At 69.9% G+C, this 24055-nt stretch carries 19 protein-coding genes; 12 read left to right on the plus strand and 7 right to left on the minus strand.

The window, feature by feature from the left end; genetic code table 11:
* Both ACFVHI_RS10535 and ACFVHI_RS10540 read right to left on the minus strand, forming a co-directional pair.
* On the minus strand, nt 1–1135 hold a 1135-nt coding region (locus tag ACFVHI_RS10535; RefSeq protein ID WP_380337718.1), incomplete at its 3' end, for a trypsin-like serine protease.
* 89 nt (nt 1136–1224) lie between these two features.
* Entirely contained in the window at nt 1225–1746 is a 522-nt protein-coding gene (locus ACFVHI_RS10540; RefSeq protein WP_380337721.1) for a hypothetical protein, read from the minus strand.
* Nucleotides 1747–2281: 535 nt separating this feature from the next.
* On the opposite strand from ACFVHI_RS10540, the gene ACFVHI_RS10545 reads away from it, so the two are divergent.
* The 3 genes from ACFVHI_RS10545 (at nt 2282) to ACFVHI_RS10555 (ending at nt 7400) form a co-directional block, all read left to right on the plus strand.
* Nucleotides 2282–6265: a polymorphic toxin-type HINT domain-containing protein gene (locus ACFVHI_RS10545; protein ID WP_380337724.1), complete on the plus strand. Its 3984-nt coding sequence runs from the start codon at nt 2282–2284 to the stop codon at nt 6263–6265.
* Nucleotides 6266–6290: 25 nt separating this feature from the next.
* Nucleotides 6291–6599 (plus strand): hypothetical protein, encoded by a 309-nt coding sequence (locus ACFVHI_RS10550; protein ID WP_380337727.1) that lies wholly within the window; start codon nt 6291–6293, stop codon nt 6597–6599.
* Between the two features lie 579 nt (nt 6600–7178).
* A complete protein-coding gene (locus tag ACFVHI_RS10555; RefSeq protein WP_380337729.1) occupies nt 7179–7400 on the plus strand; it encodes a hypothetical protein in 222 nt (73 codons plus the stop codon).
* A gap of 75 nt (nt 7401–7475) precedes the next feature.
* Here ACFVHI_RS10555 and ACFVHI_RS10560 read toward each other — a convergent pair whose 3' ends face one another.
* From ACFVHI_RS10560 to ACFVHI_RS10575, 4 genes are all read right to left on the minus strand, one after another.
* The gene (locus ACFVHI_RS10560; RefSeq protein WP_380337732.1) at nt 7476–7868 is read right to left on the minus strand and encodes a DUF3307 domain-containing protein; all 393 of its coding nucleotides are present in this window, start codon (nt 7866–7868) and stop codon (nt 7476–7478) included.
* 243 nt (nt 7869–8111) lie between these two features.
* Nucleotides 8112–8498, minus strand: coding sequence for a nuclear transport factor 2 family protein (locus ACFVHI_RS10565; protein WP_380337735.1), 387 nt, complete (start codon nt 8496–8498; stop codon nt 8112–8114).
* A 79-nt stretch (nt 8499–8577) separates the two neighbouring features.
* On the minus strand, nt 8578–9273 hold the full coding sequence (locus tag ACFVHI_RS10570) for a type 1 glutamine amidotransferase domain-containing protein (RefSeq protein WP_380337738.1): 696 nt from the start codon (nt 9271–9273) through the stop codon (nt 8578–8580).
* A gap of 166 nt (nt 9274–9439) precedes the next feature.
* Complete coding sequence (locus ACFVHI_RS10575; RefSeq protein ID WP_380337742.1) at nt 9440–11209, minus strand: MOSC domain-containing protein; 1770 nt, start codon at nt 11207–11209, stop codon at nt 9440–9442.
* Between the two features lie 304 nt (nt 11210–11513).
* Here ACFVHI_RS10575 and ACFVHI_RS10580 point away from each other — a divergent pair, with 304 nt between their 5' ends.
* From ACFVHI_RS10580 to ACFVHI_RS10610, 7 genes are all read left to right on the plus strand, one after another.
* On the plus strand, nt 11514–12053 hold the full coding sequence (locus ACFVHI_RS10580) for a hypothetical protein (RefSeq protein ID WP_380337745.1): 540 nt from the start codon (nt 11514–11516) through the stop codon (nt 12051–12053).
* A gap of 727 nt (nt 12054–12780) precedes the next feature.
* Nucleotides 12781–14136: a phenylacetate--CoA ligase family protein gene (locus tag ACFVHI_RS10585; protein WP_380337748.1), complete on the plus strand. Its 1356-nt coding sequence runs from the start codon at nt 12781–12783 to the stop codon at nt 14134–14136.
* Between the two features lie 222 nt (nt 14137–14358).
* Entirely contained in the window at nt 14359–15360 is a 1002-nt protein-coding gene (locus tag ACFVHI_RS10590; protein WP_380337751.1) for an ABC transporter ATP-binding protein, read from the plus strand.
* Nucleotides 15353–16147, plus strand: coding sequence for an ABC transporter permease (locus tag ACFVHI_RS10595; protein WP_380337754.1), 795 nt, complete (start codon nt 15353–15355; stop codon nt 16145–16147). The genes ACFVHI_RS10590 and ACFVHI_RS10595 overlap by 8 nt, the downstream gene beginning before the upstream one ends.
* A complete protein-coding gene (locus ACFVHI_RS10600) occupies nt 16140–16928 on the plus strand; it encodes an ABC transporter permease (protein WP_159398628.1) in 789 nt (262 codons plus the stop codon). The genes ACFVHI_RS10595 and ACFVHI_RS10600 overlap by 8 nt, the downstream gene beginning before the upstream one ends.
* A 54-nt stretch (nt 16929–16982) precedes the next feature.
* Nucleotides 16983–18944 (plus strand): D-glycero-beta-D-manno-heptose 1-phosphate adenylyltransferase, encoded by a 1962-nt coding sequence (gene rfaE2 / locus ACFVHI_RS10605; protein WP_380337758.1) that lies wholly within the window; start codon nt 16983–16985, stop codon nt 18942–18944.
* Nucleotides 18941–19582: a D-glycero-alpha-D-manno-heptose-1,7-bisphosphate 7-phosphatase gene (locus tag ACFVHI_RS10610; RefSeq protein ID WP_380337760.1), complete on the plus strand. Its 642-nt coding sequence runs from the start codon at nt 18941–18943 to the stop codon at nt 19580–19582. The genes rfaE2 and ACFVHI_RS10610 overlap by 4 nt, the downstream gene beginning before the upstream one ends.
* 314 nt (nt 19583–19896) lie before the next feature.
* Here the strand turns inward: ACFVHI_RS10610 and ACFVHI_RS10615 are convergent, their stop codons facing one another.
* Nucleotides 19897–20799, minus strand: a complete 903-nt coding sequence (locus tag ACFVHI_RS10615; protein WP_380337763.1) for a CAP domain-containing protein — start codon at nt 20797–20799, stop codon at nt 19897–19899.
* Between the two features lie 516 nt (nt 20800–21315).
* On the opposite strand from ACFVHI_RS10615, the gene ACFVHI_RS10620 reads away from it, so the two are divergent.
* Nucleotides 21316–22923, plus strand: coding sequence for a hypothetical protein (locus ACFVHI_RS10620; RefSeq protein ID WP_380337766.1), 1608 nt, complete (start codon nt 21316–21318; stop codon nt 22921–22923).
* A 307-nt stretch (nt 22924–23230) separates the two neighbouring features.
* Nucleotides 23231–23722: a signal peptide protein gene (locus ACFVHI_RS10625; RefSeq protein ID WP_363377084.1), complete on the plus strand. Its 492-nt coding sequence runs from the start codon at nt 23231–23233 to the stop codon at nt 23720–23722.
* Nucleotides 23723–24055 lie beyond the last annotated feature (333 nt).

Raw genomic sequence — 24055 nt, forward strand, 5'->3', positions numbered from 1 at the left:
AGACCTCTGCGGTCTTGGTGTCCGGGTTGTAGACGGTGGTGGGGCTGTCGGTGAACTTCCAGTCGCCGGTCATCGTCCAGGATCCCCAACCGGTGGCACGGGTCCAGGTGGTGCGGTACAGCGATCGGTCCGTACCGATCGCGAAGAGCTCAACGGCATTGGTGACCGGGTTATAGACGACGGCGGGAGTGCCCGTGAAGTGCCCCCCGGCGCCGATCGTGAACCAGCCGGACCAGTCTTTGCCGTCGGTGTTGTAGTGGGCGTTGGTCATGGTGCCGTCGGTGGTCAGCGTGAAGATCTCTGCGGTCTTGGTGTCTGGGTTGTAGACGGTGTTGCGGCCCCCGGTCCGACTGGCCATCACAGCGGACCATGCTGAGGTGGTCTGTTGGATCCAGGTGGCGAGGTCGTCGGTGCGGGTGTTGTAAGCGCCGGTGTGGGTGGTTTCGGTGGAGCCGAGGCAGTTGTTCTGCCAGGAGCGGCTGTTGAGGGCGGCGAGTTCGTAGTGGTCGCCGACCGGTCGTAGTGCGGGGCCGCCGGTGTCGCCCTTGCAGACGGCGGCGTCTGCGGGGGACTTGGCGGTGATGGCGAGGCCGGTCGGGTCGATGGCGCCGACGGTGAAGGCTGCGCTGTGGAGCTGGTCGGGCACCCACTCGGTCTTGGTGCGGCCGTAGCCCGTCACCCGTAGTTCCTCACCGGCGGTGGGGGCGGTGGTGGACAGGGCGAGTGGGGTGATGTCGGTGACGGGGTTGGCCAGGCGCAGCATGACCAGGTCGCGGTCGGTGCGGAGGACGAGTTCGGCGACGTCGCGGACCTGGCCCGTGGTGGTGGGGTCGGTGCGGCCGATGGTGGCGGTGGTCTTGAGTGCGGGTGGGCCGGCGGGGACGGTTGCCGGTTGGGCGGGGTTGTCGGCGAAGCAGGAGGCGGCGGTGATGATCCAGTACGGGTCGATCAGGGCGCCGGAGCAGGCGCGTGTGCCGTTGCCGATGTCGATCCTTGCGGTGAACGCGTAGGAGCCGGTCGGCGGGGTGTCACCGCTGACGGCGGGCGCGGGCGTGCCGGTGAGCAGGGCACCCGTCAGGGCGGCGGCCGTGACGGCCCCGGTCGTCCAGGCGGTACGTGAGCGTGAGCGAAACATGGGATGACGTTCCTTCGTTGCCGTTGCGACCGGTGGGTGACTCTGTAACGGGTCGGTGCCCGCTCGGCAGTGGCCCGACGGGCGCGGGGTCAGCCGGTGACGCGGAGTTCGACGAGCATGGTCGACTTCTGGCCGGCGCCCTCGCCGACGCCGGTGATCCCGCCCTTGGGGATGTCCACGGTCTGGGCGACGCCGTCGGCGGTGAGGTTGGCGCGAACCGCGCGGTCGTTGGTCTGGATGAGGAACGTCTGCGGCAGTTCGAGGGTGAGCTGGCCGACGGTGCCGTTCACCCGAAAGCAGACTGAGGGACCGCCGGCCGGGTTGGGGACGGCCCGGCTCCAGAGCTGGATCTGGGTGGCGGTGTTGCAGTCGGCGAGGAGGATGTGGCCGTCTCCTCGCAGGAGCTTCAGGCTCGGGAAGGGGCTGGCGCCCGGGTAGCTGAAGTCCTCGACCGCCGGCGGCGGGGTCGGGTCGGCGGCCGCGGCAGCCGGGGCGGCGGCGGGCCGGGTGGCGGAGGAGGAGGAGTCGGCCGAGGCGGCGGCCACGGCGGTGAAGGTGACAACGGCGGCAAAAGCGGCAGTCGTCAGCCGGCTGAGCGTGCGGCGGCTCATCCGATTCCCTTTCTGGGCTGATCATGCAGACAGATCTGCAGATGCCAAAAGTATCGAGGATGCGTCCGTTTTCGCCTGGAAACTCAGGGCGCCGGGACGCGAAGAACGCACCGTCCACCCTGAGGGGATCATCAAGGGAAAGTCAAGGGTCACTATTGTGCCTCGACCCTGAATATCGCCGACACGTGTGGAAATCCGTGCATGGCGCCCCATAAGGCCCGATGTCCGGCAAGGTTTGGCCGCCTACCTCACCCGTCCCACCAGGAGCAGGGGCCCCGGTTCTGTGAATCCGGAACTCCTGTCATCGGCTCGGGGACTGGAGCGGGGAACTCCATTTTCGGACCCTGGTTCCGGCCGCTCGAAATATTTCTGCCAGGGGTGGACCGGGCCCATGAATTCGTGCTCTTCTTTCACGTAATGCCAATAGCCAGGCCGTGCTCGAACGAGGCCTGAGTGAGATCCGGGGGGTTTTCTCGTGACGCAGGGGTGGGGTGGTTATGCCATGCGCAGAAGGCGACGCCGAGTACTGGCGGGCATGAGCCGGGTGTGGCTGGGGATGTTGCCGCTGGCCCTCGTCGCGGGGCTGCTGGGGACGAACCCCGCCTCGGCGGCCGGCGGCGACGGGCAGCCGGTGCCGCTGACGGACCGCGCCCGGGTGGTGATCTTCTGGCAGAAGGGCGGCCCAGGGGTCCAAGCCGCGGCGGAGGCCGCACTCACCGGCTCGGATGCCGACGTGCGCCGCTTCCTGGACAGCGAGCAGGTACTCGCACAGATTCAGGACGACCAGGTCAGCGCGGCCCAGATCCACTCCGTGGGCGGGAAGGGTGTGCAGGAGGCGGCACGCCGGGCGCTGGCCGGCACGCCCCAGGAACTCGCCGCGTTCCTCGACGGGGGATGGCGTGAACCGCTGAAGGCCGATCAGCAGGTCCGGGTCGCCCAGCTGATGAACGGCGCCGGACCGGGCGTTATACAGGCCGGGCAGGCCGCGCTGAACGGCACCGAGGATGACGTCGACGCGTTCCTGAACAACGGCCAGTACACGGCGCGGGAGGCCGATGACCGCGTACAGCTGGTCCAGATCCTCAGCCAGGGCGGACCCAACACGGTGGCCGCCGCCCGCCTGGCGATCAGCGGCACGGCCGACGACGTCCGCGAGTTCCTCGCCGTCGGCCAGCACGTCGCCCGCGCCCGCGACGTGGAGCGCACCACCGTGGCGCAGCTGGCCCAACAGGCCCAGGAGGCCGGGGCCCAGGCGGTCCGTGAGACGGAGGCGGCGAAGGCGTCCGCCGCGCAGGCAGTGGCCGCTTCCGCCCTGGCCAAGGAGGCGACGGCGAGGGCGGCTGCCGAAACGGAGGCCGCGCGCAACGACAGCGTCAAAGCCGGGGCGGCCGCCGCACGGGCGGCCGATGCCGCGGAGCGGGCCGGTCGGGCCGCGCAGACGGCGGTGCAGGCCTCGCGGGCGGCGACGAACTCGGCGCGCGCCGCCGCCAGTGCCGCCTCCCAGGCCGCGTACGCTGCGGCCGGCGCCGCGCAGGCCGCCTCCGCCGCACGGTCGTCCGCGGCAGCAGCCGTCTCCGACCGCTCGCGCGCAGGTGACGCGGCCAAGGCGGCGGAGGCCGCGGCCAAGGCGGCAGCCGCCGCGGACGTCTCGGCACAAGCACTGACCCAGACCAAGGTTGCGGCCTCCGCCAGCAAGGACGCGGCAGATGCCGCGGAGAGCGCCAGCGGCAACGCGATGGCCGCCGCCGCCTCCGCGGACCAGGCCGGCGACTTCGCGGGCCAGGCCGGCGCGCAGTCCTCCCGGGCGAAGGCCGCCGCCGCATCCACCCGCCGCCACGCCCAAGAGGCCGCCCGTGCCGCCGGCGCCGCCAGGTCCCTGGCGGGGGACGCAGCAAAGGCTGCGGCCAGTGCCTGGACGCTGGCCGCATCCGCCGCCGCCCACGCCCGCGCCGCAGCAACGGCCGCCGACGAAGCGGCGCAGCACGCGACCGAGGCGTCCCAGGCCGCCCAGGTAGCCACCACGCATGCGGACGCCGCGCAGGTGGCCGCCCAGGAATCGAGCGACGCCGTCGAGGCGGCCAGTACGATCCAGGACCTCGCGCGGCGCGCGGAGGCGGAAGACCTCAACTCCCGTACCGCCGCCGCCGTGGAGAAGGCACGGGACGCCAAGGCTTTCTACGAGGACAAGCAGACCGCTGCGGGCGAGGCCGTCCAGCAGGTGCGCCGGGTCAAGGACGAGGCGGATCGTCTGGCCGGCGCTCTCGCGCAGCCGGGCCCCGACACGACGCGCATCGTCACGGACGGCCGCAAGCTGGCCCTGCTGTCGATGCGGATCTCGGACGCCTGGGGCACGGCCGCCGCCGGCGCCGCACTCTCCGGCCCCGACAGTGCCGTCCTGGAGTACCTCACGACCGGACGCCACCGCGCCAGCGAGATGGACGACCGTGAACGCGCGAGTGCCCTTGCCGTCGGCTCCGAACTGCCGGCCGTGCGCGCCGCCGCCGCCCATGCCCTCGCCGACGGGCCGAGCGCGGTCACCGCGTTCCTGAACACCGGCCAGTACCAGGTGGCCGCGCCCGACCTCCAAATCAGCGTCGCCCAGCTCGTCGCGAGCAGCGGACCCGGAGTGCAACAGGCCGCACGCGCGGCCTTGAACGGCCCGGTGAGCGCCCTGCGCGACTTCCTCACCCGCGGCCGCTACACGGCGCAGATCAGCGACGACCAGGTCCAGGCCGCCCAACTGGCCGGCACCGGCGGCCCCGAAGTCCAGGCCGCGGCACACATCGCCCTCGAAGGGCCGCCGACAGTCCTGCGCGCCTTCGTCGAGACCGGGCAGTACACCGCGCAGCGCAAGGACCGGCTGACCGCCACCCATGTCGCCGAGATCCAGCGCTTCATCGCCGAAGCCTCCGCCGTCGCCGCCTACGCCCAACAGAGCGCCGCCGAGGCCGCACAGGTCGCGGCCATCGCCCGCCAGGCGGCGGCCGAGGCCAACGGCTACGCCGTCCAGGCCCGCCAACACGCCGACCGTGCCGCCGGCTACGCCGCCGACGCCCGTACGAAGGCCCAGCAGGCCGAGGCCAGCGCCAACCGGGCCGCCGCCGCGGCCCAGACGGCGACGGCCGCCGAGGGCACCGCCCGCAAGGCAGAGGCATCGGCGGCGTACTCGGCCCGGCAGGCTCAGGTCTCGGCTTCGTGGGCGAACACGTTCGCCCAAGATGCGTACGAGTCCGCAGCAAAGGCCCAGACTGCGGCGCTGGAGGCCGGTCAGGACCGCCAGAGCGCTGGAAAGGCCTGGGCCCAGGCTTTCAAGTCGTACACCGACATGGTCGCGGCCGAGCAGGAGGCCGAGCGCCGTGCTGTCGAGAACGCGGGCGCTGAAGCGAAACAGCGGGCCGAACAGCAGAAACAGGACGCCCTCGCCGCCATCGAGGCGGAGCTGCGCAAGCAGGCCAAGAGCGACAGCCCAGGGTGGCTCGGCGGCCTGGTCGACAAAATCCTCGACGGTGGACTCGACGGACTTCACAAGTTCCTCGAAGCCGTCGGAGGGGTGGGCGGCCTCTTCTTCCCCGGCTTCGCGGACATTGCCGACCTGATCAACTGCGGCCTCTACGGCCTCCAGAAGGATGTCGAGAACGCCCTGCTGGCCTGCGCCGGTGCCATACCCCTTGCCGGCGACGCGGCAGCCATCGCCAAACTGGCCAAATGGGCTGAGAAAATACCCGGATCAGGGAAAGTCGTCAAATTCCTCGAAAAACTGTTCGCCAAAGTCCCAGGATCATGCCTGAAGGAGAACAGCTTCCCCGCCGGTACTCGCGTCCTTATGGCCGACGGGACCGGCGAGCCCATCGAACGGGTGTCTGTCGGGGCGCAGGTCCTCGCCACTGATCCACTCACGGGCGAAACCGGCGGCCGCCCCATTGACGCAGTCATCTATACGCCTGACGACAGGGCGTTCACCGACCTTCAGATCCAAGGCGAGGACGGCATCGCCCACAACGTCACCGCCACCGACAACCACCCCTTCTGGTCGGAAACCGCGAAGGCCTGGGTCGACGCCAGCGACCTGAAGACTGGGGACGTACTCCGGACACCGTCCGGCAATGGTGTACCCGTCAAAAGTGTCGCTGGCTTCACCACTCCGCAGCCGGCCTACAATCTGACGGTCTACGGCCTGCACACGTACTTCGTCGTGGCGGGGAACACCCCAATTCTCGTCCACAACGGCAAAAAGAATCCATTCCAGCTCTGCGGTGAGGACGCCAAGGCCCTCGACGACTGGGTGGGAACCAATATGGACCTTATGACGACTGCAGAGTACCACCTGGATAAGCATGGAAAGGGCCGCACGTTTGCCGAGTACACCAAGGAGGCCAAGAAGCTCTTCTCGGACCCAAAGGCCTCCCGTCGCGAAGTTCGGCTGAAGAACGGGGACATGGGGTTTCAGATAGACGGCGGCCTCATGGGTGGTCAAGGAGTGTTTACGAAGGATGGAAAGATTGTCACCTGGTGGGACTGAAAGTCGGGGATTCCTGGCCGCGTACATGGAGTTTCGCGACCACCCATTCCCGAATTATCCGAAGAGTCTCAAATTCACCGACGCAGGATTCGAACTCCTGCAGTTGGACACCCATATTGCAGGAATTTCAATCAGTGTGTTCAACGGCCAAGTCCAGGCAAGGGACGTTCCTGAACTCGGGGATCTCGCCTATGACCTCGACAGGCTTGACGGCCTGCTCGAATCAGTGACGGTGGAGAACGATGAAGACGCAACGACCGTCACGGAGTTCCGTAGCTATGGACACCTGTTGTTGAGGCTGATCCGGGAACTTCAGAAGCTGGCCTCCGCGTAGTAGATCCTTCGACGCCAGCCTGCTGCGACGATACGTCATCCCCCTCCGAACCTGGAGGGGGATGACGTGTTTTTCGGGTACGGGGTGAAGGCGGCCAGCGTCGCGTTGGCCTGTCCTACCTTCCAAGAATGGTTCGAGCTGGAGGCGCTCGGCATGATCTGGTCGAAGAACGCCAACGCCTGGGAACGCGGGGCCGCCTACGCCGCCGCCTTCCACCATCAGCACGGGCACCTGGCGGTCCCGGCGACCGCGAAGCCAGCGCAAGGCCGACAACCTCACCAAGGACCAGATCGCGAAGCTCGACGGCCTTGACGAGCTGTGGCGCCTGGAGCCGGACTGGAACAGGTCGTACCGCCGCTTGCTCGCCTACCTCGCCGCCGGCGGCACCCTGGACGGCCCGGCCAAGCGCACCGGTCTCGGCGACGACCCGGCGTTCCGCCCCGGCACCTGGCTGCGCAAGCAGGACAAGGCCCGCACCGACGGCAAGCTGACCGACCACCAGACCGCGCTCCTGGACGCGCTCACCCGGCACGCCGAGAGCGCTACGACCCCGACCACGACACCGCCCTCCAGCACGCGTTGCGCGCCCAACGCCACCGGCAGGACGTCGCCGAATGCGCCCGCGAGGCCGCCCACCAGGCCCGCGCCCACGCGAGCACCGTCGTCCGCAACCCTCGCCTCGACCATCGCGACCGGCTTGTCTCCGACGGTCCCTGCCCGCAGCCGCTGGACCTGGGCGCCCTCCAACTCGTCCTGCCACTGCCGGACGGGCGCAAGCAGCCGGCCAACGGGCCTCCATGACCAATCGGGCGCCCTGACCACCCGCAGCCCCCGCAGCTGGTCCGGCAGGCCGCGGCGATCGGCACCGGGCGGGTATCAGCCCCACCAGGCCAGCGCACACCCGTTGATGGCCAGGTGCACGGTGTTGTCGGCCACGATGACCAGGGCGCTCGCCAGACCGGCCAGGGTAGCGACGGATGAGCCGTGGTTCTTCTGCACATCCGCCCACGCCACCCGACGACCAGCGGGAGCAATCAGGTTCTGGGACCACACCAGGTACTTCGCCGCCCGGTAGCGATCGAGGACGACATGCGTCACCACGATCACCGCGAGCGCGATCGGTGACTGGGTGACCAGCAGGAACGGCAGGCCGTAGGTGGCGCCGTGCGCGATCGCCGGCCACCAGCGCTTGGTCTTCTCCACCGCCATCCAATCCGACTGCAGGACGAAGTCCTCGATCAGGTGGGCCAACAAGGCGTCGAGCACCATCAGCCGGCCAGTGGCGCGACGCGCTGTTCCATCGAGGCACCCCGGTCGTCCGCGTGAAGTTCTCCCAGACCGACTGCCGCCCATGTCAGACTCGCCCTGAGTGCATCAGCTCGACCGCCGCCAAACATTGGTCGGAACTGGGAGTTCCAGGGACTGCCGGGGGCCGACCTTGCTTGCCGACCAGCGCCAGGGTCAGCCAGATCACGAACTGCAACTGTCGTGACCGTTGGCCCCGGTGGCGGATCACTCCCCGGGTTCGACCCACTGCGATCGCCAGGCCGGCGGGTCGAACGGGTCCGCGAAGTACTGCGTCTCCCTCACCACGCGCCCTGCCGAGAACTCCATGATGCTCACCGTCTGCGTGGGTTTGCCGTCATAGGTGAGCACGAATTCGGTGACCCAGAGGTCGTCGGCTCCGAGGATCCTGCGCACGGTGAAGGTCCGGACCGCGGGATGTTGGGTGCGCAGTGCCTGGATGTTGCTCCTGCCGCGGATGACCTCGCCGGACTGCGGGTACTCGACGATGACGTCGTCGGCGTAGATGTCGTGTTCCGCGTCCGCGTCACCGCTGTTCGATGCGGCCCAGTGCCGGTCCAGCAGGGCCCGGGCAACCGTCGCTTCCACCGTCATGGCCCTTTCGTTCGGAACACCACGTGCCCGACGTCCTGCGACGCGGGCGCGTGTCTGGGCGGGATCGCTCCAGGACAGGTCACTTGAGGATCTCCAGCATCCGGTTTCCGAGGACCGCGGCCGAGGCCGGGTTCTGTCCGGTCACCAGGTTGCGGTCCTCGACCATGTAAGGCTCCCAGACCGGACCGCGGCTGAAGTCGACCCCGACCTTCGCCTTCACGTCGGTCTCCAGCAGCCACGGCACCCTGGAGGCGAGTCCGACGCCGTCTTCCTCCTCGTCGGTGAAGCAGGTGATGTGGTAGCCCTTGAACGGCGACTCGCCGTGGATCCTGGTGGCCAGCATCGCGGCGGGACCGTGGCAGACGATGAACAGCGGCTTGCCCGAGGCCAGTTGCCGGGTCAGCAGCCGCCCCACGTCGGCGTCCCACGCCAGGTCCGCCATCGGGCCGTGACCGCCCGGCAGGTAGACCGCGTCGTAGTCCTCCAGGCGCACGTCCGACAGCTGCAGCGGTCGACGCAGCACCTCCGCGGAACGGATGATGGCCTCCAGTTCCAGGGCGCTGTCGTTTCCGCCGACCATCTCGGGGCGCAGGCTCATCATGTCGACGGTCGGCGTCACACCGTTCGGCGTCGCGACGACGACCTCGTGACCGGCGTCCGTGAGGATCTTGTACGGGTTCGCGAACTCCTCGGCCCAGTAGCCGGTCGCGTGCCGCGTGCCGTCCTTCAACACCCAGTAGGTGGCTCCGCTGACGATGAAAAGCACTTTTGCCATGGCAGAAATCCCCTCTCGGACGCATGCCAGGAGCGGGTTCGGCGGGATGCCCCACGCAACCACGCTAGGCAGCTGCGCCGACCGCGCGCAACCCGGTGCTCCGTCGGCGCTCTGGCACACGTATCGCGCCGCCGACGGTGGCGCCCCCGGCTACGGACACATCCGGTCACATGTCGAGGACCACGTCGGCCGGGGGTGTCGAGCAGCAGATGAGCGCGCTTCCCGTGGCGGGGGGCTCCAGGGGCTGCGGGGCGTAGTCGACGTGGCCGGAGAGGAGCGCGGTCTCGCAGGTGTGACAGATTCCGGTGCGGCAGGACCAGCGCACGGGCACGTCGCACGCCTCGGCGAGTCCGAGCAGCGTCCCGTAGTCAGGGTGCCAGGGGACGATCAGCCCGCTGCGCGCGAAGGCCACGGACGGCCCCGGGCGGCCGCCGGGAGGAGCGGCCGGCTGGTGCGGTGCCCGGGCGGGTCCGGTCGCCACGCCGGGGGTGATGGCGGACGTGGCCCCGAAGACCTCGGTGTGGATCCGGGAGGGCGGCAGGCCGCAGGCCTGAAGGGCCCTGGTCATGTCCCGCATGAACGCGCTCGGCCCGCAGATGTAGGCGTCGGCGTCCGGAGGCGGCTCCAGGCCGCGGATCCGTTCGGGACTGAACCGCCCGCTGACCATGTAGTCGACACCTGGGCGGTCGACGCCGGACGGGCGGCTGTAGGAGACGAACGACCGGCTTGCGGGCAGCTGGGAGAGCAGCGTGCGCACTTCGCCGGCGAACGGGTGGTTCTCGCCGTCCCGGGCCGCGTGCAGCCACCACACCGCGCGCTGCGAGTGCTCCGCGGCCAGGGCGTGCAGCATGGCCAGGACCGGGGTGGCACCGACACCGGCGGACAGCAGCAGCACCGGAGTGTCCGCGTCCGTGAGCAGGAACGTGCCGCGCGGAGCGGCGACATCGAGGACGTCACCCACCTTCACGTGCTGGCGCAGGTAGGTGCTGGCGACGCCGTGCGGCTCCTGCTTGACACTGATGCGGTACGTCTCGGCGCCCGGTCGGCCGGAGAGCGAGTAGTTGCGGATGATCGGGGAGGCCTGTGGGTCCGGCCGCAGGCGGACCGTGAGGAACTGCCCCGGCAGGGCGGCGGGGAGCGGTTCGCCGTCGACCGCTGCCAGAGTGAGCGAGAAGATGTCCGCGCTCTCCGGTTCGATGCAGGCGGCTTCGAGCTGACGGAACCCGGGCCAGGCCGGCGGCGGGCTGCTGGTGGTCAGCCCGCGGTTTCCACCCGCGGCGCCGGGGCCGTGGTCCGCGTCGTCGAGCAGGGCTCGCAGCGACGTCCTCCAGCCGGGGCTCAACGCGGCGATGCGCAGGGCCCGTTCGAGCTGCGGCCGGGCGTGGCCGGGCAGGTAGAGCAGCGCGTCGATCTCCGCGACGGTCATCTCCTCGGGGCCCGAGGCGATCTTCACGATCTCGTCCCCGGCCCGCACCGGCCCTTCGGTCAGCACCCGCATGTAGAAGCCCGGGCGGCGATGGGACACCAGCAGGGCGGCCATCTGCGGCTCGCCGAGCCGCAACCCCACGCGGTAGCACGTCACGCGGGGTTGGGTGACCTCGAAGACCGCACCGCCGATCCCGTAGCGGTCACCGATGCACACCTCGTCGTCGGCGAGTCCGTCCACGGTGAGGTTCTCGCCGAACTGGCCGTACGTGAAGTCGTCCCGCTTCAGGTGCTCCTGCCAGTGACGGTAGGAGTTCAACTGGTAGACCAGCACGGCACGTTGCTCGCCGCCGTGCCCGGCGAGGTCACCCTGCCCGTCGCCGTCCAGGTTGAGCCGGCGCGCCATCACGGGCCCGGCGACGGGGTGCTTCCAGATGCCGGTGCGGGTGGTCCTGCCCTGCCAGGGGACATCCTTGGGCATGCCGACGTTCACGGCGATCAGAACGGCCATGACCTGTGCTCCTCCCGCGCTCGACAGGCCGGTGCCTGCCTCCAGCGTCGTACGGTCGGCCGCCGACCGCACCCGAAGAGCTCTACTCGGCGCCGGGGCTCGGCGCCGAGTAGAGTGAAAACCGGTGGGTGTCGTCGCCGCGCGCGTACCGCAGGCGCGGGTACGCCGCCGTCGTCGAGGCGGTCATGAATCTCGACGATCATGCACCTCGAACAGGCCTCGTTCGTCATCGGTGAGATCCTGCACTTCGACGGCGGCCAGAGCGCCGGCTTCTGAAAGAACTGGGATCGGGAGCGATCGACCTATGCGCACTCGCAAGCAGCTGACTCCGCTCGGCGCTGTCGGTGCGGGCCTGACGGCGGGAGTGGTCGGCACCGTCTGCATGGACGCCGCGCGGTTCCTGCGCCAGCGCCGGGCCAGCGGCGAACACAACGCCCTGCACTGGGAGTTCGCCCCGGTCCACACCTGGCAGGAGGCGCCGGATCCCGGGCAGGTCGGAAAGCGCCTGGTCGAGGCCTTCACCCGGCGCGAGCTGCCGGACAGCGCGGCGTTCCCCGTCAGCACGTTGATGCACTGGTCCTACGGAGTGGGCAACGCGGCCTTCTACGGCGCCGTCAGCGCCTCGCTGCGCAAGCCCCACGTCCTGTACGGGCTCCCGTACGGTGCGCTCGTGTGGCTCAGCGGATACGTGGTGCTTCCGATCGCGGGACTCTACAAACCCATCTGGAGGTACGACGCCAAGACGCTGGGCGATGATCTGACCGCCCACCTCGCCTACGGCCTCGGCACGAGCAGCGCTTTCTGGCTGCTGAGCAGGGTTCCCGTTTTCTCACGACAGCTGTAGTTCGCGATCCGGCTGGTACTGACGCTGGCACTGGCGTTGGTCGGCGAGGCGTGACCCAGGAGCAGAAAGCGGTGGCCGCCGTCACGGTAGCGCGTGGGCCGTGCCTGGGTCGGTTCGAGGGCCTGTTAGGCCGGGTGGCCGGCTACCTCCCGCCGGGGGCGGGACGTTCCGGGAGACGGCCCAGGGCTTACCGATGGAGCCGGAGGACGTGAACTGCAGGCTGCCGGCCGAGGCGATGGGGCATCGGGGTCCGCGCCGCTGGCACACCTGCTGCCCCGCGCGGTCCGGGATCCGAGTGAACGTGCCCGGAGCCCGCTCTGCCACAGTGCCGAGTCGGCCGCTCTGTGTCGCTGGTGCCACCCGTTGAACCGGCTCCGTCCCGCCAGGAGCGGTTCAGGTGAGCCGGAACCGGCCCTTCGGCCGTAGTCCAGGGTGGCGGCACAAGCCGCTCGAAGAACCTTGTGCGATCAGCCTGGAAGCCCGAATGAGATGACTCGACATGACGCTGCGCGCCGGCCGCTGGCGATGGCCAGCCGGAAAGCGCCCGGAGGCGGTGAGACCGGTGGGGCAGCCGAGGCATGGAGTGACGCCACGCTGGTCGGGCGCAGGGGGTTCCTGGCAGCGATTCGCTGAGTGTCCCGAGGAGTAACGGGAGACGACTCTTCGGACTCTTCCGATTGACATGAAATGGTGGAGTGGGACTGTGCGGCGGCAATTCGATCCGTTGGTGGGAACAGAGAACGAGCGGCACTGGCACTCGCAGATGGTTCATGAGGGACTGCTCTTCCCGCAGATCTACGGGGAGCGCACGCTGTACTCCGAACTCGCGCAGCGGCCCGGACGGATCAGGGAGATGCAGCGCGAGCGGCTGACAGCGGTGCTCCGGCACGCCGTCGATGCGGTCCCGGCGTACCGGCGGACCGGGATCACGGTCGACGGCGGGGCGGATCCGTGGCGGGTACTGTCCGCCTTCCCGTTGGTGGGCAAGCGTCAGCTTGCCGAGGGCATGATCGACCACTGCGACGACGACATCGACCCGGCGGTGTGCAGGGTCCTGGAAACGTCGGGGACCAGTGGTGTGCCGTTGCGGATGATCCGCCATGACGACGCGTTCGTCCACGAGTGGGCCACCGCGCTCGTCCGGAACGAGCGAGCGGGGTTGGCGTTCGACCGAAAGGTGCTGATGCCGTGTCTCGCGCGACTCGACCACTGGTTCGAGTACACCTCTCCCGGGATGGGGTTCTCGCGCGTTGCGCAGTTCGGCACGGCCGGACGCACGGCACCCGACCGTGCCGGGTTCGCCGACCGGGCGAGGGGCTTCCGCCCCGACGTGCTGACGGGGTCTCCGCGTAACCTCATGGACTTCATGGGGCTGCTGGGGCAGCACGGCGGCCGCCTGCCGTCGGTGCGGTCCGTCGTGTCGTGCGGGGAGCTTCTCGTCCCCGCCGCTCGGGAGGCACTCGCGGACTTCTTCGGGCTGACGGTGACCGACATGTATGCGATGAAGGAAGTCGGCACCATCGCGGTGCAGTGTGCGCTGGGCTCCTACCACATCGAGTCGGAGCGTCTGTGGTTGGAGGTCGTCGACGACGATGGTGTGCCGGTGCCGGAGGGCAGCGTCGGGGAGGTCGTGATCACCGATCTGACCAATCTGGCGATGCCCCTCATCCGCTACCGGACGGGGGACTTCGGCTCGCTGGCAGGGGCGCCGTGCGCGTGTGGCCTCCCGCACAAGGTGATGGACTTGGTGGAGGGGCGGAACCCGGGGGAGCTTCGCCGGCCGGACGGGACGGCGGTCCCCGTGCTCTGGGCCGTCCGGGCTGTCCGCCGCCACCCGGTCCGCCGCTACCAAGTCGTGCAGGAGGCCGACTTCTCCGTGTCCGTGCTGGTCTCGCCCGCTCCTGCGTTCACCGCTGCGGACACGACGGAGCTGACCCGCAGTCTCGCGGACGTCCTCGGCACGGACGTCCGGTGCCGGGTGCGGGAAGTCGACGACGGCGACTTCCACAGCACCGGCCGGCGCAAGGACGTCGACTTCGTGAGCTTCCTCCCCGACGTCGCCGACAGCCCGGGCAGGCTCTGAGCCTGGGCAACGAAGGCGACAGCAGCGACAGGGGAGGCCCGTTGTCCGATTCCGAGAGGAGGTGACCAACATGACCAAGGAGGAGCGCATCGCGCAGATCCAGCAGTTCTTTCGTGCCGACGGCGTGATCTAGCCGGTCGCCCGGCGACCCGCACGGGGAAGCCGGATTCCGCCCCCGGGCCGGCACCGCGCCGGCCCGGGGATCGGGGACGGGCGCATGTGATGAATCCGAGATACCACGAGGTGACGTGTAATGGGGTTGTCGTGAGGCCGTGTCAGCCGGACGGGGAAGTCCTGCGAGTGGAGAACCTTCGCAGGGCATTTCCCGGAACCCCGCCTGTCGAGGCGCTGCGTGGCGTCAGTTTCACGGTGCGTGCCGGGGAGATCGTCGGACTGCTCGGAGACAACGGTGCGGGCAAGACCACGCTCTTGAAGATCCTCTCGACGCTGCTCCTCCCGTCAGCGGGCGGGGCCGCGGTCTGCGGTGCCGACCTGGCCGGGCAGGCACGCCGGGCACGCCGTCACATCGGTGTCGTCTTCGGCGGAGACCGGGGGTTGTACCCCCGGCTCTCGGCCCTGGACAACATCGTGTTCTTCGGCGGCCTGTCCGGCCCGCACCGCCACCTGCGCGACCGCTCGTTGGCGGCCCTGGAGGAGGTCGGGCTCGCCGAACGGGCCGAGAGCCGGGTCGAGACGTTCTCCAAAGGCATGCGGCAACGCCTCCACCTGGCTGTGGGAATGCTGAACCAGCCGTGCCTGCTCATGCTGGACGAGCCGACGATCGGCCTGGACCTCCTGGAGGGGGAGCGGGTCCGCGAGGCCGTCGCGCGGCTCGCCGGCACGGGCACGGCGGTGCTCCTCACCAGCCACTACCCGACCGACATCGACCGCCTGGCGGGCCGAGTCGTGCTGCTCGAATCCGGCTCGGTCTCCCACGACCTGCCCGTCAACGAGTTCCGGCGGCAGGCGGGTTTCACTGCGGAGGTGAGCTTGTCCGGCCCAGGCGTCGCGCCGCGTGACGCTGCCGAACTCCTGGCCAACGCGTCCGTGCGGATCCAGCAGGACGAGGACGGCTGGAGACTTGCCTTCCAGGTCGGAGCCTGGGACGCGGACGTGCTCGCCCGACTGGCCGAGGTCGTACGACGGCATCCGGTGACGGACATCGATGTCGCCTCGCCCGGTGTCGAGGCCGTGATACGACGACTGGCCGTGAATCGTGGGTGACGCCCTGCGTGCCGCGCGGACGGAAGCGTGGGCGGTGTGGCGCGCGGCCGTGCTTCAGATCAGGGAGACCGGCCGGGTCAGAACGGCGATGGTCGTCTCGGTGATCCAGCCGGTGGTCCTCCTGGCCGTAGTCTCCCGGGGAACCGCGAGTACCGACTCCGGACAGGCGACCGAGGTCGTGTTCGGTTGCGTGATGATCGGACTGTGGTCGTCCACCCTGTGGGGCGCGGGAACGCTACTGCGCCGTGAGGCGGCCCAGGGAACCCTCGCGGCACTGCTGGTTCGCCCTGTTTCCCTGCTGTCCGTCCTTCTCGGCAAGACGCTCGGGGTTGCTGCGGCGGGACTGGTGCGCACGCTGGCCGCGGTGGTTGTCGCCGTGCCCGTCCTCGGGCTGCACCCACAGCTTCCCCGGCCGTCGGCGGCCGTACTCGTCACTGTCGCGGCCGTCGCCTCCGCAGCAGCCATGGGGCTCCTCCTGAGCTGCGTCGTCCTTCTGTCCCGAGCGGGGCTGCGCATCATCGAGGCCCTCGGCTACCCGGTCTTCGTTCTCGGCGGCATCGTCATCCCGCCGGATCTCCTCGCTCCGGTGCTGCGCTGGCCGGCCCAGGCCGTCAGCCTGCACCATCTGGCCGAGTTGGTGCACGATGCCGCCCACGGCCGGGCGCCTGCCTCCGTTCACCTGGCGGGCGTGCTGATCCTGACCGTGCTCTACCTCGCCTGTGGGGTGTACGCGTTCAATGCTGTGCTGCGGCGCGGCCGAGTCAAGGGGACCCTTGAGCTTGCCTGAATCCGTCCGAAGTGCGCTCACCGTCGGCCTGCGGATCTGCCGTCTCTCGGGGAAGGACTATCGGGTCGCCTCAGCCGGCTTGGCGGCGTCGTCCAGCGTGGCGATTCGGACGGTCTTCCAGGTCGCCTTCTTCACCCTCCTCGGGCAACTCGCTGGGGGAGCCACCGGACGTGCGTACGCGTTCGTCGGAGCCGTCGTCTTCGCTCCGGTCGCAGCGGTCACCAGCCACGTGTCCACTGTGGTGACCGCCGAAGTCCCCCAAGGGACCATGTACCGGCTGCGCCTCGGGAACGTCCCCCTGCTCGCCGTCATGCTCCTGCGGTCGTGGGTGTACGTCGCCGAAGGGCTCGCCATGTCACTCGTGGCCCTGGTTGTCCTTGGGCCCACCTTGCTCGGCTGGCGCGCGACGGCCGACGTCGCGGCTGCGTATCCCCTCGTTCTCCTCACCACGATGGGCTGTCTCTGCACAGGAATGCTCTGCTGCGCGCTCGTTCTCCTCGGCCTGGACGAGGGAATGGCCGTCAATTTCGTCGGCTACCTCATACTGCTCTGCGGCGGCGTGGTCGTTCCTGTTGATCCGGACGGAATCCTTCACCTGATCGGCCAGGCGCTACCCCTGGGCGCCGGCCTGAACGCGGTGCGGATCGGTACGACGGGTCAGGTATGGGGGGCGGTGGCACACGAGGTGGCCGTAGCAGCGTCGTGGCTTCTCCTGACCGGCGTCCTCCTCCGGTATCAGGCCCAACGTGTCCGTCATGGCTCCGCACCCGAGTCGGTGTGACCGCGCACCCACCGGCTGCATCCTCCCCCTCAACTCCCCTTCCGGAGGCACTTCATGGCTCCATCGGGCCAAGAACACATCCGCGCCCTCGTCCAGGCGCTGCACCACCTCGACACCGATGTCCTGGACCGCTGGGGTCGGATCCTCGCCCCTGCCCTGGCTGCCGGGAGGCGACTGCTGGTCGCGGGCAACGGCGGGTCAGCAGCCGAGGCCCAGCACCTGACGGCCGAACTGGTCGGCCGGTTCCGCGCCGAGCGCGCCCCGCTCTCCGCGATTGCGCTGCACGCCGACTCCTCATCGGTCACCGCCATAGCCAACGACTACGGGCCCGAGGAGGTCTTCGCCCGGCAGGTCCGTGCACACGGGCGCCCTGGCGACGTCCTGCTCCTCCTCTCCACCTCCGGTACCAGTCCCAACGTGCTCGCCGCCGCCCGCGCCGGCCGGGAAGCAGGCCTCACCGTATGGGCCTTGACCGGCCCCGGCCCGAACCCCCTCTCCGACGTGAGCGACGAGGCGGTGTCCGTGGACGCCGCCCAAGCCGCCACCGTCCAGGAATGCCACCTGGTCGCCGTACACCTGCTGTGCGCCGGCATCGACACCCACCTCACCGGACCCGCTCCCTCCGCCGACACACAACCGGACGGCCCGCGTCGACTGGTGGTGGTCGGCGACGTCCTGCTGGACCGCGACATCACCGGGACCGCAGACCGCCTCTCCCCGGAAGCCCCCGTCCCCGTCGTCTCCGGCACCCAGACCGTCAACCGGCCGGGCGGCGCCGGGCTGGCAGCCGTCCTCGCCGCCCGGACCCCCGGCTGGCGCGTCACCCTCGTCTGCGGTACCGGGCACGACGAATCCGGGGCGCAGGTACGCGCCCTGCTGGGCGAAGCCGGGATCGAGGTCATTGATCTGGCAACCGGCGGGACCACCCCGATCAAGACCCGCATCCGCACCGCCGACCGCACTGTGCTCCGGCTCGACACGGACACCTGCCCACTTCCACTCGGACCGTTGCCAGAACTGGCGCATGCCCGGCTGGCCACCGCCGAGGCAGTCCTGGTGTGCGACTACGGGCGCGGCATCACCTCCCACCCGGAACTCCGCCAAGCCCTCACCTCGGCCGCAGCCGGCCGTTCACTGGTGTGGGACCCGCACCCCAGAGGCACAGCGCCGGTTCCCGGCACCGCCCTGGCCGTCCCGAACGCCGAGGAGGCATTCGCCTTCAGCGGACACACCGGACCTCGCGACCTGGCGGGCGACACGGCCCGCGCCGTCCGACTGCTGGCCATCTGGCCCGTGGAGCAGCTGGCGATCACACGCGGCCGCAACGGCGCGGTCCTGGTCACGAATCCCGACGGCCACCCCCTGGCAGTCCCGGCCAGATACGCAGCCGGCGACACCTGCGGAGCCGGCGACCAACTGGCGGTCACCGCAGCTATGACGCTCGCCGCCGAACGGCTGCCCTCCCACGCCGTGGCCGCAGCTGTCGAAGCTGCCACCAGCTACATCGAAGCAGGCGGCCCTGCCTCCCTGGCCGTCGTGCCCGCCCCCTGGTGCACGGGCCCGCTGGAGCGCGCCGCCCGGGTACGCGCGCAGGGCGGCAAGGTCGTCGGGGCGGGCGGCTGTTTCGACCTGCTGCACGCCGGCCACCTCTCCCTGCTCGACCAGGCCCGGCGCCTGGGCGACGTTCTGGTCGTGTGCATCAACAGCGACGCCTCCGTTCGCCGCCTCAAAGGCGAGAGCCGGCCGGTCGTGGGCGAACGCGAACGCGCCATGCTGCTGACAGCCCTGAACTGTGTGGACGGCGTGATCGTCTTCGACGAGGACACCCCCGCAAGGGTGCTGGCCGAGCTCCGCCCGGACATCTGGGTCAAAGGCGGCGACTACGCAGGCCAACGGATCGCCGAAGCCGACCTCGTCGAAAGCTGGGGAGGAGAAGTCGTCACCGTGCCGTTCCTCGACGGCCACTCCACCACCGGCCGGATTCACCACGTCGCCCAGCGGGCGGGCGTCAGATGATCCTCGGCGGCAGCATCCCGGTCACCGGCACGGTGGTATTCGTCGGCCAGCACACAGTGACGGCCGTGCGACAGAATGACCCGAGGCACAGGCCGCATCCGGAACGGCGCCGGAAGGCCGTGTTCCTCGACCGCGACGGCACCCTGACCGAACCCCGCCACTACCCCTCCCACCCCGCCGAGCTGGTCCTCCAACCAGGCATCGAGGCACCACTGCTGGCCCTCCAACAAGCGGGCTACGCCCTCGTCGTCGTCACCAACCAGAGCGGTGTGGCCCGCGGGTTCTTCACTGCGGAGACCATGAGCGCCATGCACGACCGGTTGACCCTGCTCCTCGCCCACCACGGCGTTCATCTCGATGCCGTCTACGCCTGCCCTCACCACCCGGAAGGCACCCTTCCCGCGTACCGAAGCGTCTGTCAGTGCCGGAAACCGGCTCCGGGAATGCTCCACCAAGCCGCCCACGACCTCGGACTCGATCTCACCCGATCCTGGATGGTCGGAGACTCACCAAGCGACGTCGCCGCCGGTCAGCGAGCCGGAACCCGTACCGCCCTCGTCGGCCGCCAAGCACTCAGCTGCCCGCGCCCGGACCTCCAGTCCTCGACCACTTACGACGTGCTCCGCCAACTGATCTGACGACCGAGGGCTGCTCGGAGCCGCGACGCTCTCCGAACCGCTGGCGGGATACCAAGGGCTGCAGCGGCACCAGCCGGCCTCAGCCCGGACTCGCCTGCATTCCGGCCAGCAGACAAGCACCCTGGCCCGCCGGCACCGCTCCGGAGACGGCCGGGATCCCTCACGCTCGAACGTCCAGCGCCGCCACGGCGCGGAGAAGCCCGCGCATGGTCCCGTTGCCGCGCAGGGCGACCCGCACCGGCAAGGGCAGGGTGGTTATTCAGTGCCGCGTCGCTCGGTTCCGCCTTGTGCCTCAATTCGCCAAGGAGCTGTCCTTAGTCGATGAAGTCTTGTGTGAAATAGAAGTAAGTGGCTGGGCTTCCGTCGGGAGATGTGCCGGGCCCATAGGCCGTTCCCAGGCCGGCCCGTGTGTGATTTCGGTCGAGGAGGTTGGCTCTGTGCGCTGGTTCATTCATCCACCAGTTGAACGCATCCTGGGGTGTGGGCGGAGGAGCGTTTCCTGAGAACCATCCGAAGTAGACGTTCTCGCTGCCGGAAATTCCGACGGCTCTCATGATCCGCGCTGGTGGTGTACTGCCGTCCGATCCCATGTGGCCGGGCCATCCGTTCCATATCTGGTCCTTCAGGCCGGGGTGGTCGGCGAGGTCCTGGCTGTGGGCGCGTGTCGCGCCGACGAGCGCTGCGTCTATCGATACGTCCGGGGACCCGTTCTGCTGACGGGCGCTGTTGACGAGGTCGAAGGTTGCCAACTCCTGCCAATCCATGTAGACCTGGGGTTCATCTGGCCAATGATCGATGACGAATGTCAAGCCGCTCGCCTGATGTCCACCGCCCGCAGCGCATAGGCCTTTCTCCGGAAAACCGTTGAAGAACATGGCGTAGCAATTGGCGCAGTAGCGCCAGTTCGTTTGCTGGGTCGGGGCGTCTCCTGAACCGTCATGCCGGACGGTGCACATGTAGCCGCTCGCCTGGTGTCCGCCACCCGCAGCGCATGTGCCCTTTTCTGGAAAACCGTCGAAGAATAAGGCGCAGCAATTGCCGCACCGGCGCCAGTTCGTCTGCTGGGTGGGGGTCTCCGTCGCGTCGGAGGGGAAGCTGTATGCGAAGCCGAAGGCTTTGTGTCCTTGGCCGGCAGGGCATGCGCCTTTCTCCGGAAGAATGTCGAAGAACAGGGTCTGGCATTTGTAGCAGGAGCGCCAGTCGACCAGATTGGTCATGGGGTCCTCCAGGACTTGACGCAAGACCTGTTGGTTCTTGCGGGCCCCCTCGGAGTTGTAGCGGGGCGGGGTGCCGGACGGTGCCGCCCCTCCCAGGATGGCGCGCAGGAAGCACCTGCGCACGGTACCGGTGGGCGTTCGGCGGGAGCTGGGGGAGCAGCTGCAGCTGGGTGTGCGGCGGCCGCAGGTGGACCCGCGGCCCCGGTGGCCGTGGCTGGCCCCGCGTGGCCCTTCGCCCAGGCCCGCGCTCAGTCGAGGCCGGCCTCGAAGCGGGCTTCGGGGACCGGCGACCGGATCATCCCGAGTGCGTCAGGACCAGACGGTGACCTGCTCGGATGCCGGTCCCTCGTCGGCTCGCGCGGGGCGTTGCGACACGCGGGGTTTCTCATTGTCCCGCTACCTCGAAGTGATCGGGTATGGGCGTCTAATGGTGGTTTGTCATGATTTTTCGTCAGGTGTCCTGTGTCGCTTGCGCCTTGTCGCGCGGGGGTGCGGGGCGCTTTGTTGTGAGGAGAGGTGAACCTGCGGATGAGCGCTCGTACTCGTGGACAGGGCGATCCGCCGTGGTACCGGGTCAGCCGTCAGTGGCCCGTGGCCGTGTCCAACAGGGCCCTGGCCGGTGAGACGCCCCCGGGCGGTGCCGTCGTCGCATCCGATCCGGTCGGCTCGGGTGGACGGCGCGGGGAGCGCCGTGCGGGGGTGGTGTCGGTGGGGAGCGCGCTGCTGTCCGGTATGGCACTGCTGGCGGCCACGGCTCCACCGGCGACCGCCGCGCCGGTGGGGGCCGTGCCGGTGCGGACGCAGCGGACCGATCCGTCGCAGACCTTCACCTTCACCGGCGCTTCGCAGACCTTGACGGTTCCGGCGGCGGCGGTGGTGACGATCACCGCGGACGGTGCCGGCGGCGCCGACAACACCGGTACCGCTTGTTCCGTGACGGGGGCCGGCGGGGCGGGGGCGCGGGTGGTGACCACCCTGCCGCAGACCACCACATCGACGACCTTCACCATCAACGTCGGCGGCACCGGTGGCAAAGGCTGCAACGGCACCGGGACGCCGGGGGCCGGCGGGTTCAACGGCGGCGCCCCAGGGGGAGGTTTTCCGCTCACCGGTTTTCGTTTCGAGGGCCCGGGTGGGGGCGGGGCCTCCAGCGTCAGTACGGGCGGTTCCCTGCTGGTGGTCGCCGGGGGCGGCGGTGCCGCCGGCGGCACCGGAGCGGGCTCCGGGGGAGGGAACGGGGGCAACGGCGGGACAACGCCGGACGCCACCGGCGGTACCTCGGGAAGTGCCACCGGCCCCGGGGCTTCGCCGGGGCAGGGCGGGGGCGGTGGCAGCACCAGCACGAGCACCGGGGGTGCCGGAGGGGCCGCCGGCACCGTTGCGTTCTGTGCGGTCATGAACGGTGGGCCGGGGAGCGGGTTCTTGGGTGCCACGGTCGGTACCGGTGGCACCGGGGGCAGCTTCGACGGCGGCTGCGCCGCTTCTGTCATCGCTACTGGTGGCGGCGGTGGGGGCGGGTACTTCGCCGGCGGGGGCGGCGGCAGCGGCGCCGTCAACAAGACGGGCACCTCAGCAGGTGGGGGAGGGGGTGGTGGGGGCAGCAGCTTCGCCACTCCCGCGGGTAGCGGCACGAGCTACGCGCTCTCGACGATCGGGACGGCGAACCACAGCGGCCAGGTGATCATCTCCTACACGGTCCCGTCCCTGACCATCACCAAGACCCACGCCAGGCACTTCACCCAGGGACGGGACGGCATCTACACCATCGCCGTCGGCAACGCCGCCGGGGCCGCTCCGACCGACGGCACCACGGTCACCGTGCACGACACCCTCCCCGCGGGGCTCAAGGCCGACAGCATCAGCGGCACGGGCTGGACCTGTGACCGGGGCACGCTCACCTGCACCCGCAGTGACGTCCTTCCCGCCGGGAGCAGCTACCCGCCCATCACGCTGCAGGTCGATGTCTCCTGCCGGGCCGACGACGAGGTCACGAACACCGCGACCGTCACCGGGGGCGGCGACACCACCACCCACACCGCCACCGACCCCACCACGATCAAGCACCACAAGCACGACGAACACGACGAGTACGACATGCGCTGCGACCACCACGAGCACTGGTAGACCAGCCCGAGGTCCGATGGGACGAAGCACCGGCCGCCAGCACGGTGGCCGGTGCTTCGTGCTGTCCGGCAAGGGGTCCGAAGGTGTGACCTGGCCTGCTTGCAGTGCTCGCTCCTGGAGGGCCCTGGGCGGGGCCGCCGGTCCGGTGCGGATGCGCGCTGGGCCATTGGTGTGCAGGGTGGATGAGTACGGTCCGGGCTGCTAGGCGGCGGCGGTCCGTCCAGCCGGGGATGCGTTCGGCGGGCGGGTGATCGCCCGGCCGCCGGTGAACTTCCCGGGAGCGCCGTCGACGACCGAAGGAGACGCCATGTCCACCTGGAAGATCCTCCGCAGGGCTCTGGCCCCGACCGCTCTCGCCACCGTGCTGGCCGCGGCGTTCACGCTGCCGTCGCCGGCGCTCGCCACGGAGGCCCTCGCCCCGCAGGTGGCGGCCGCTGCCGCGCCGGTCTCGTTCGTCGGCCTGCCCGACCGGCCGCTGCCGACCGACCACGCGGCGCACCCGATCACCGTCACCTACCGCAACGACTCGTCGGCGGACCGGACCGTCGCCCCGCAGATCCTCGTCGAGTCACCGGACAACGGGCCCTTCCTCGCCCCGAGGGACATCAAGCTCGAGGTCCTGACCGGCGGCCACTGGAAGACCGTGCGGCTGGCCAGCGAGACCGGCACGCTGTACACCGACCTCACCCGGGCGAAGCTGGTCCTCCACAGCCATCACACCCTCACCCAGCGGTACCGGCTCACCGTCGTCAACGCCGGCCCGGGCACGGTCCAGCCGAGGGTCGCGCTGTACGCCTGAAATCCTCGGGGCTTCGCCGGCCGCGTGGGCCGCATCGAGATGCCCGGTGACTCGTACACGGTGACGAACGACGCCGGGACGTCTTCGGAGCGGGGGAAGCCGGCGGGACGGGCGTCTCGGTGGCCGGCCGGGGTTCCGTGACGGCTTCGCGCCCTGCCCGCCTGTCGCCGTGCCGACCAGGGGCCCGACAGCCGCTGCGACGCCCTGTGGTGCCGTTCCCCCATCGGCCGGGTGTGGTGGCGGTCTCAATGGCAGCCGATTGGCACTGACTCAAGGTGATGGCGGTGGGCCGGTCGGTGATGGCGCCGGGGCTGGGGCCGTGAGTGCGCTCAC

Origin of the sequence: Kitasatospora sp. NPDC127121, from assembly GCF_042677305.1 — a bacterium.
Taxonomy (GTDB): Bacteria; Actinomycetota; Actinomycetes; order Streptomycetales; family Streptomycetaceae; genus Kitasatospora.

What these genes read in the sequence shown, in the direction of transcription:
- ACFVHI_RS10540 (WP_380337721.1), bottom strand. Translation starts at nt 1,746, where the DNA reads ATGAGCCGCCGCACGCTCAGCCGGCTGACGACTGCCGCTTTTGCCGCC.
- ACFVHI_RS10545 (WP_380337724.1), top strand. Translation starts at nt 2,282, where the DNA reads ATGAGCCGGGTGTGGCTGGGGATGTTGCCGCTGGCCCTCGTCGCGGGG.
- ACFVHI_RS10550 (WP_380337727.1), top strand. Translation starts at nt 6,291, where the DNA reads ATGGAGTTTCGCGACCACCCATTCCCGAATTATCCGAAGAGTCTCAAA.
- ACFVHI_RS10560 (WP_380337732.1), bottom strand. Translation starts at nt 7,868, where the DNA reads ATGGTGCTCGACGCCTTGTTGGCCCACCTGATCGAGGACTTCGTCCTG.
- ACFVHI_RS10565 (WP_380337735.1), bottom strand. Translation starts at nt 8,498, where the DNA reads ATGACGGTGGAAGCGACGGTTGCCCGGGCCCTGCTGGACCGGCACTGG.
- ACFVHI_RS10570 (WP_380337738.1), bottom strand. Translation starts at nt 9,273, where the DNA reads ATGGCAAAAGTGCTTTTCATCGTCAGCGGAGCCACCTACTGGGTGTTG.
- ACFVHI_RS10575 (WP_380337742.1), bottom strand. Translation starts at nt 11,209, where the DNA reads ATGGCCGTTCTGATCGCCGTGAACGTCGGCATGCCCAAGGATGTCCCC.
- ACFVHI_RS10580 (WP_380337745.1), top strand. Translation starts at nt 11,514, where the DNA reads ATGCGCACTCGCAAGCAGCTGACTCCGCTCGGCGCTGTCGGTGCGGGC.
- ACFVHI_RS10590 (WP_380337751.1), top strand. Translation starts at nt 14,359, where the DNA reads ATGAATCCGAGATACCACGAGGTGACGTGTAATGGGGTTGTCGTGAGG.
- rfaE2 (WP_380337758.1), top strand. Translation starts at nt 16,983, where the DNA reads ATGGCTCCATCGGGCCAAGAACACATCCGCGCCCTCGTCCAGGCGCTG.
- ACFVHI_RS10610 (WP_380337760.1), top strand. Translation starts at nt 18,941, where the DNA reads ATGATCCTCGGCGGCAGCATCCCGGTCACCGGCACGGTGGTATTCGTC.
- ACFVHI_RS10615 (WP_380337763.1), bottom strand. Translation starts at nt 20,799, where the DNA reads ATGACCAATCTGGTCGACTGGCGCTCCTGCTACAAATGCCAGACCCTG.
- ACFVHI_RS10625 (WP_363377084.1), top strand. Translation starts at nt 23,231, where the DNA reads ATGTCCACCTGGAAGATCCTCCGCAGGGCTCTGGCCCCGACCGCTCTC.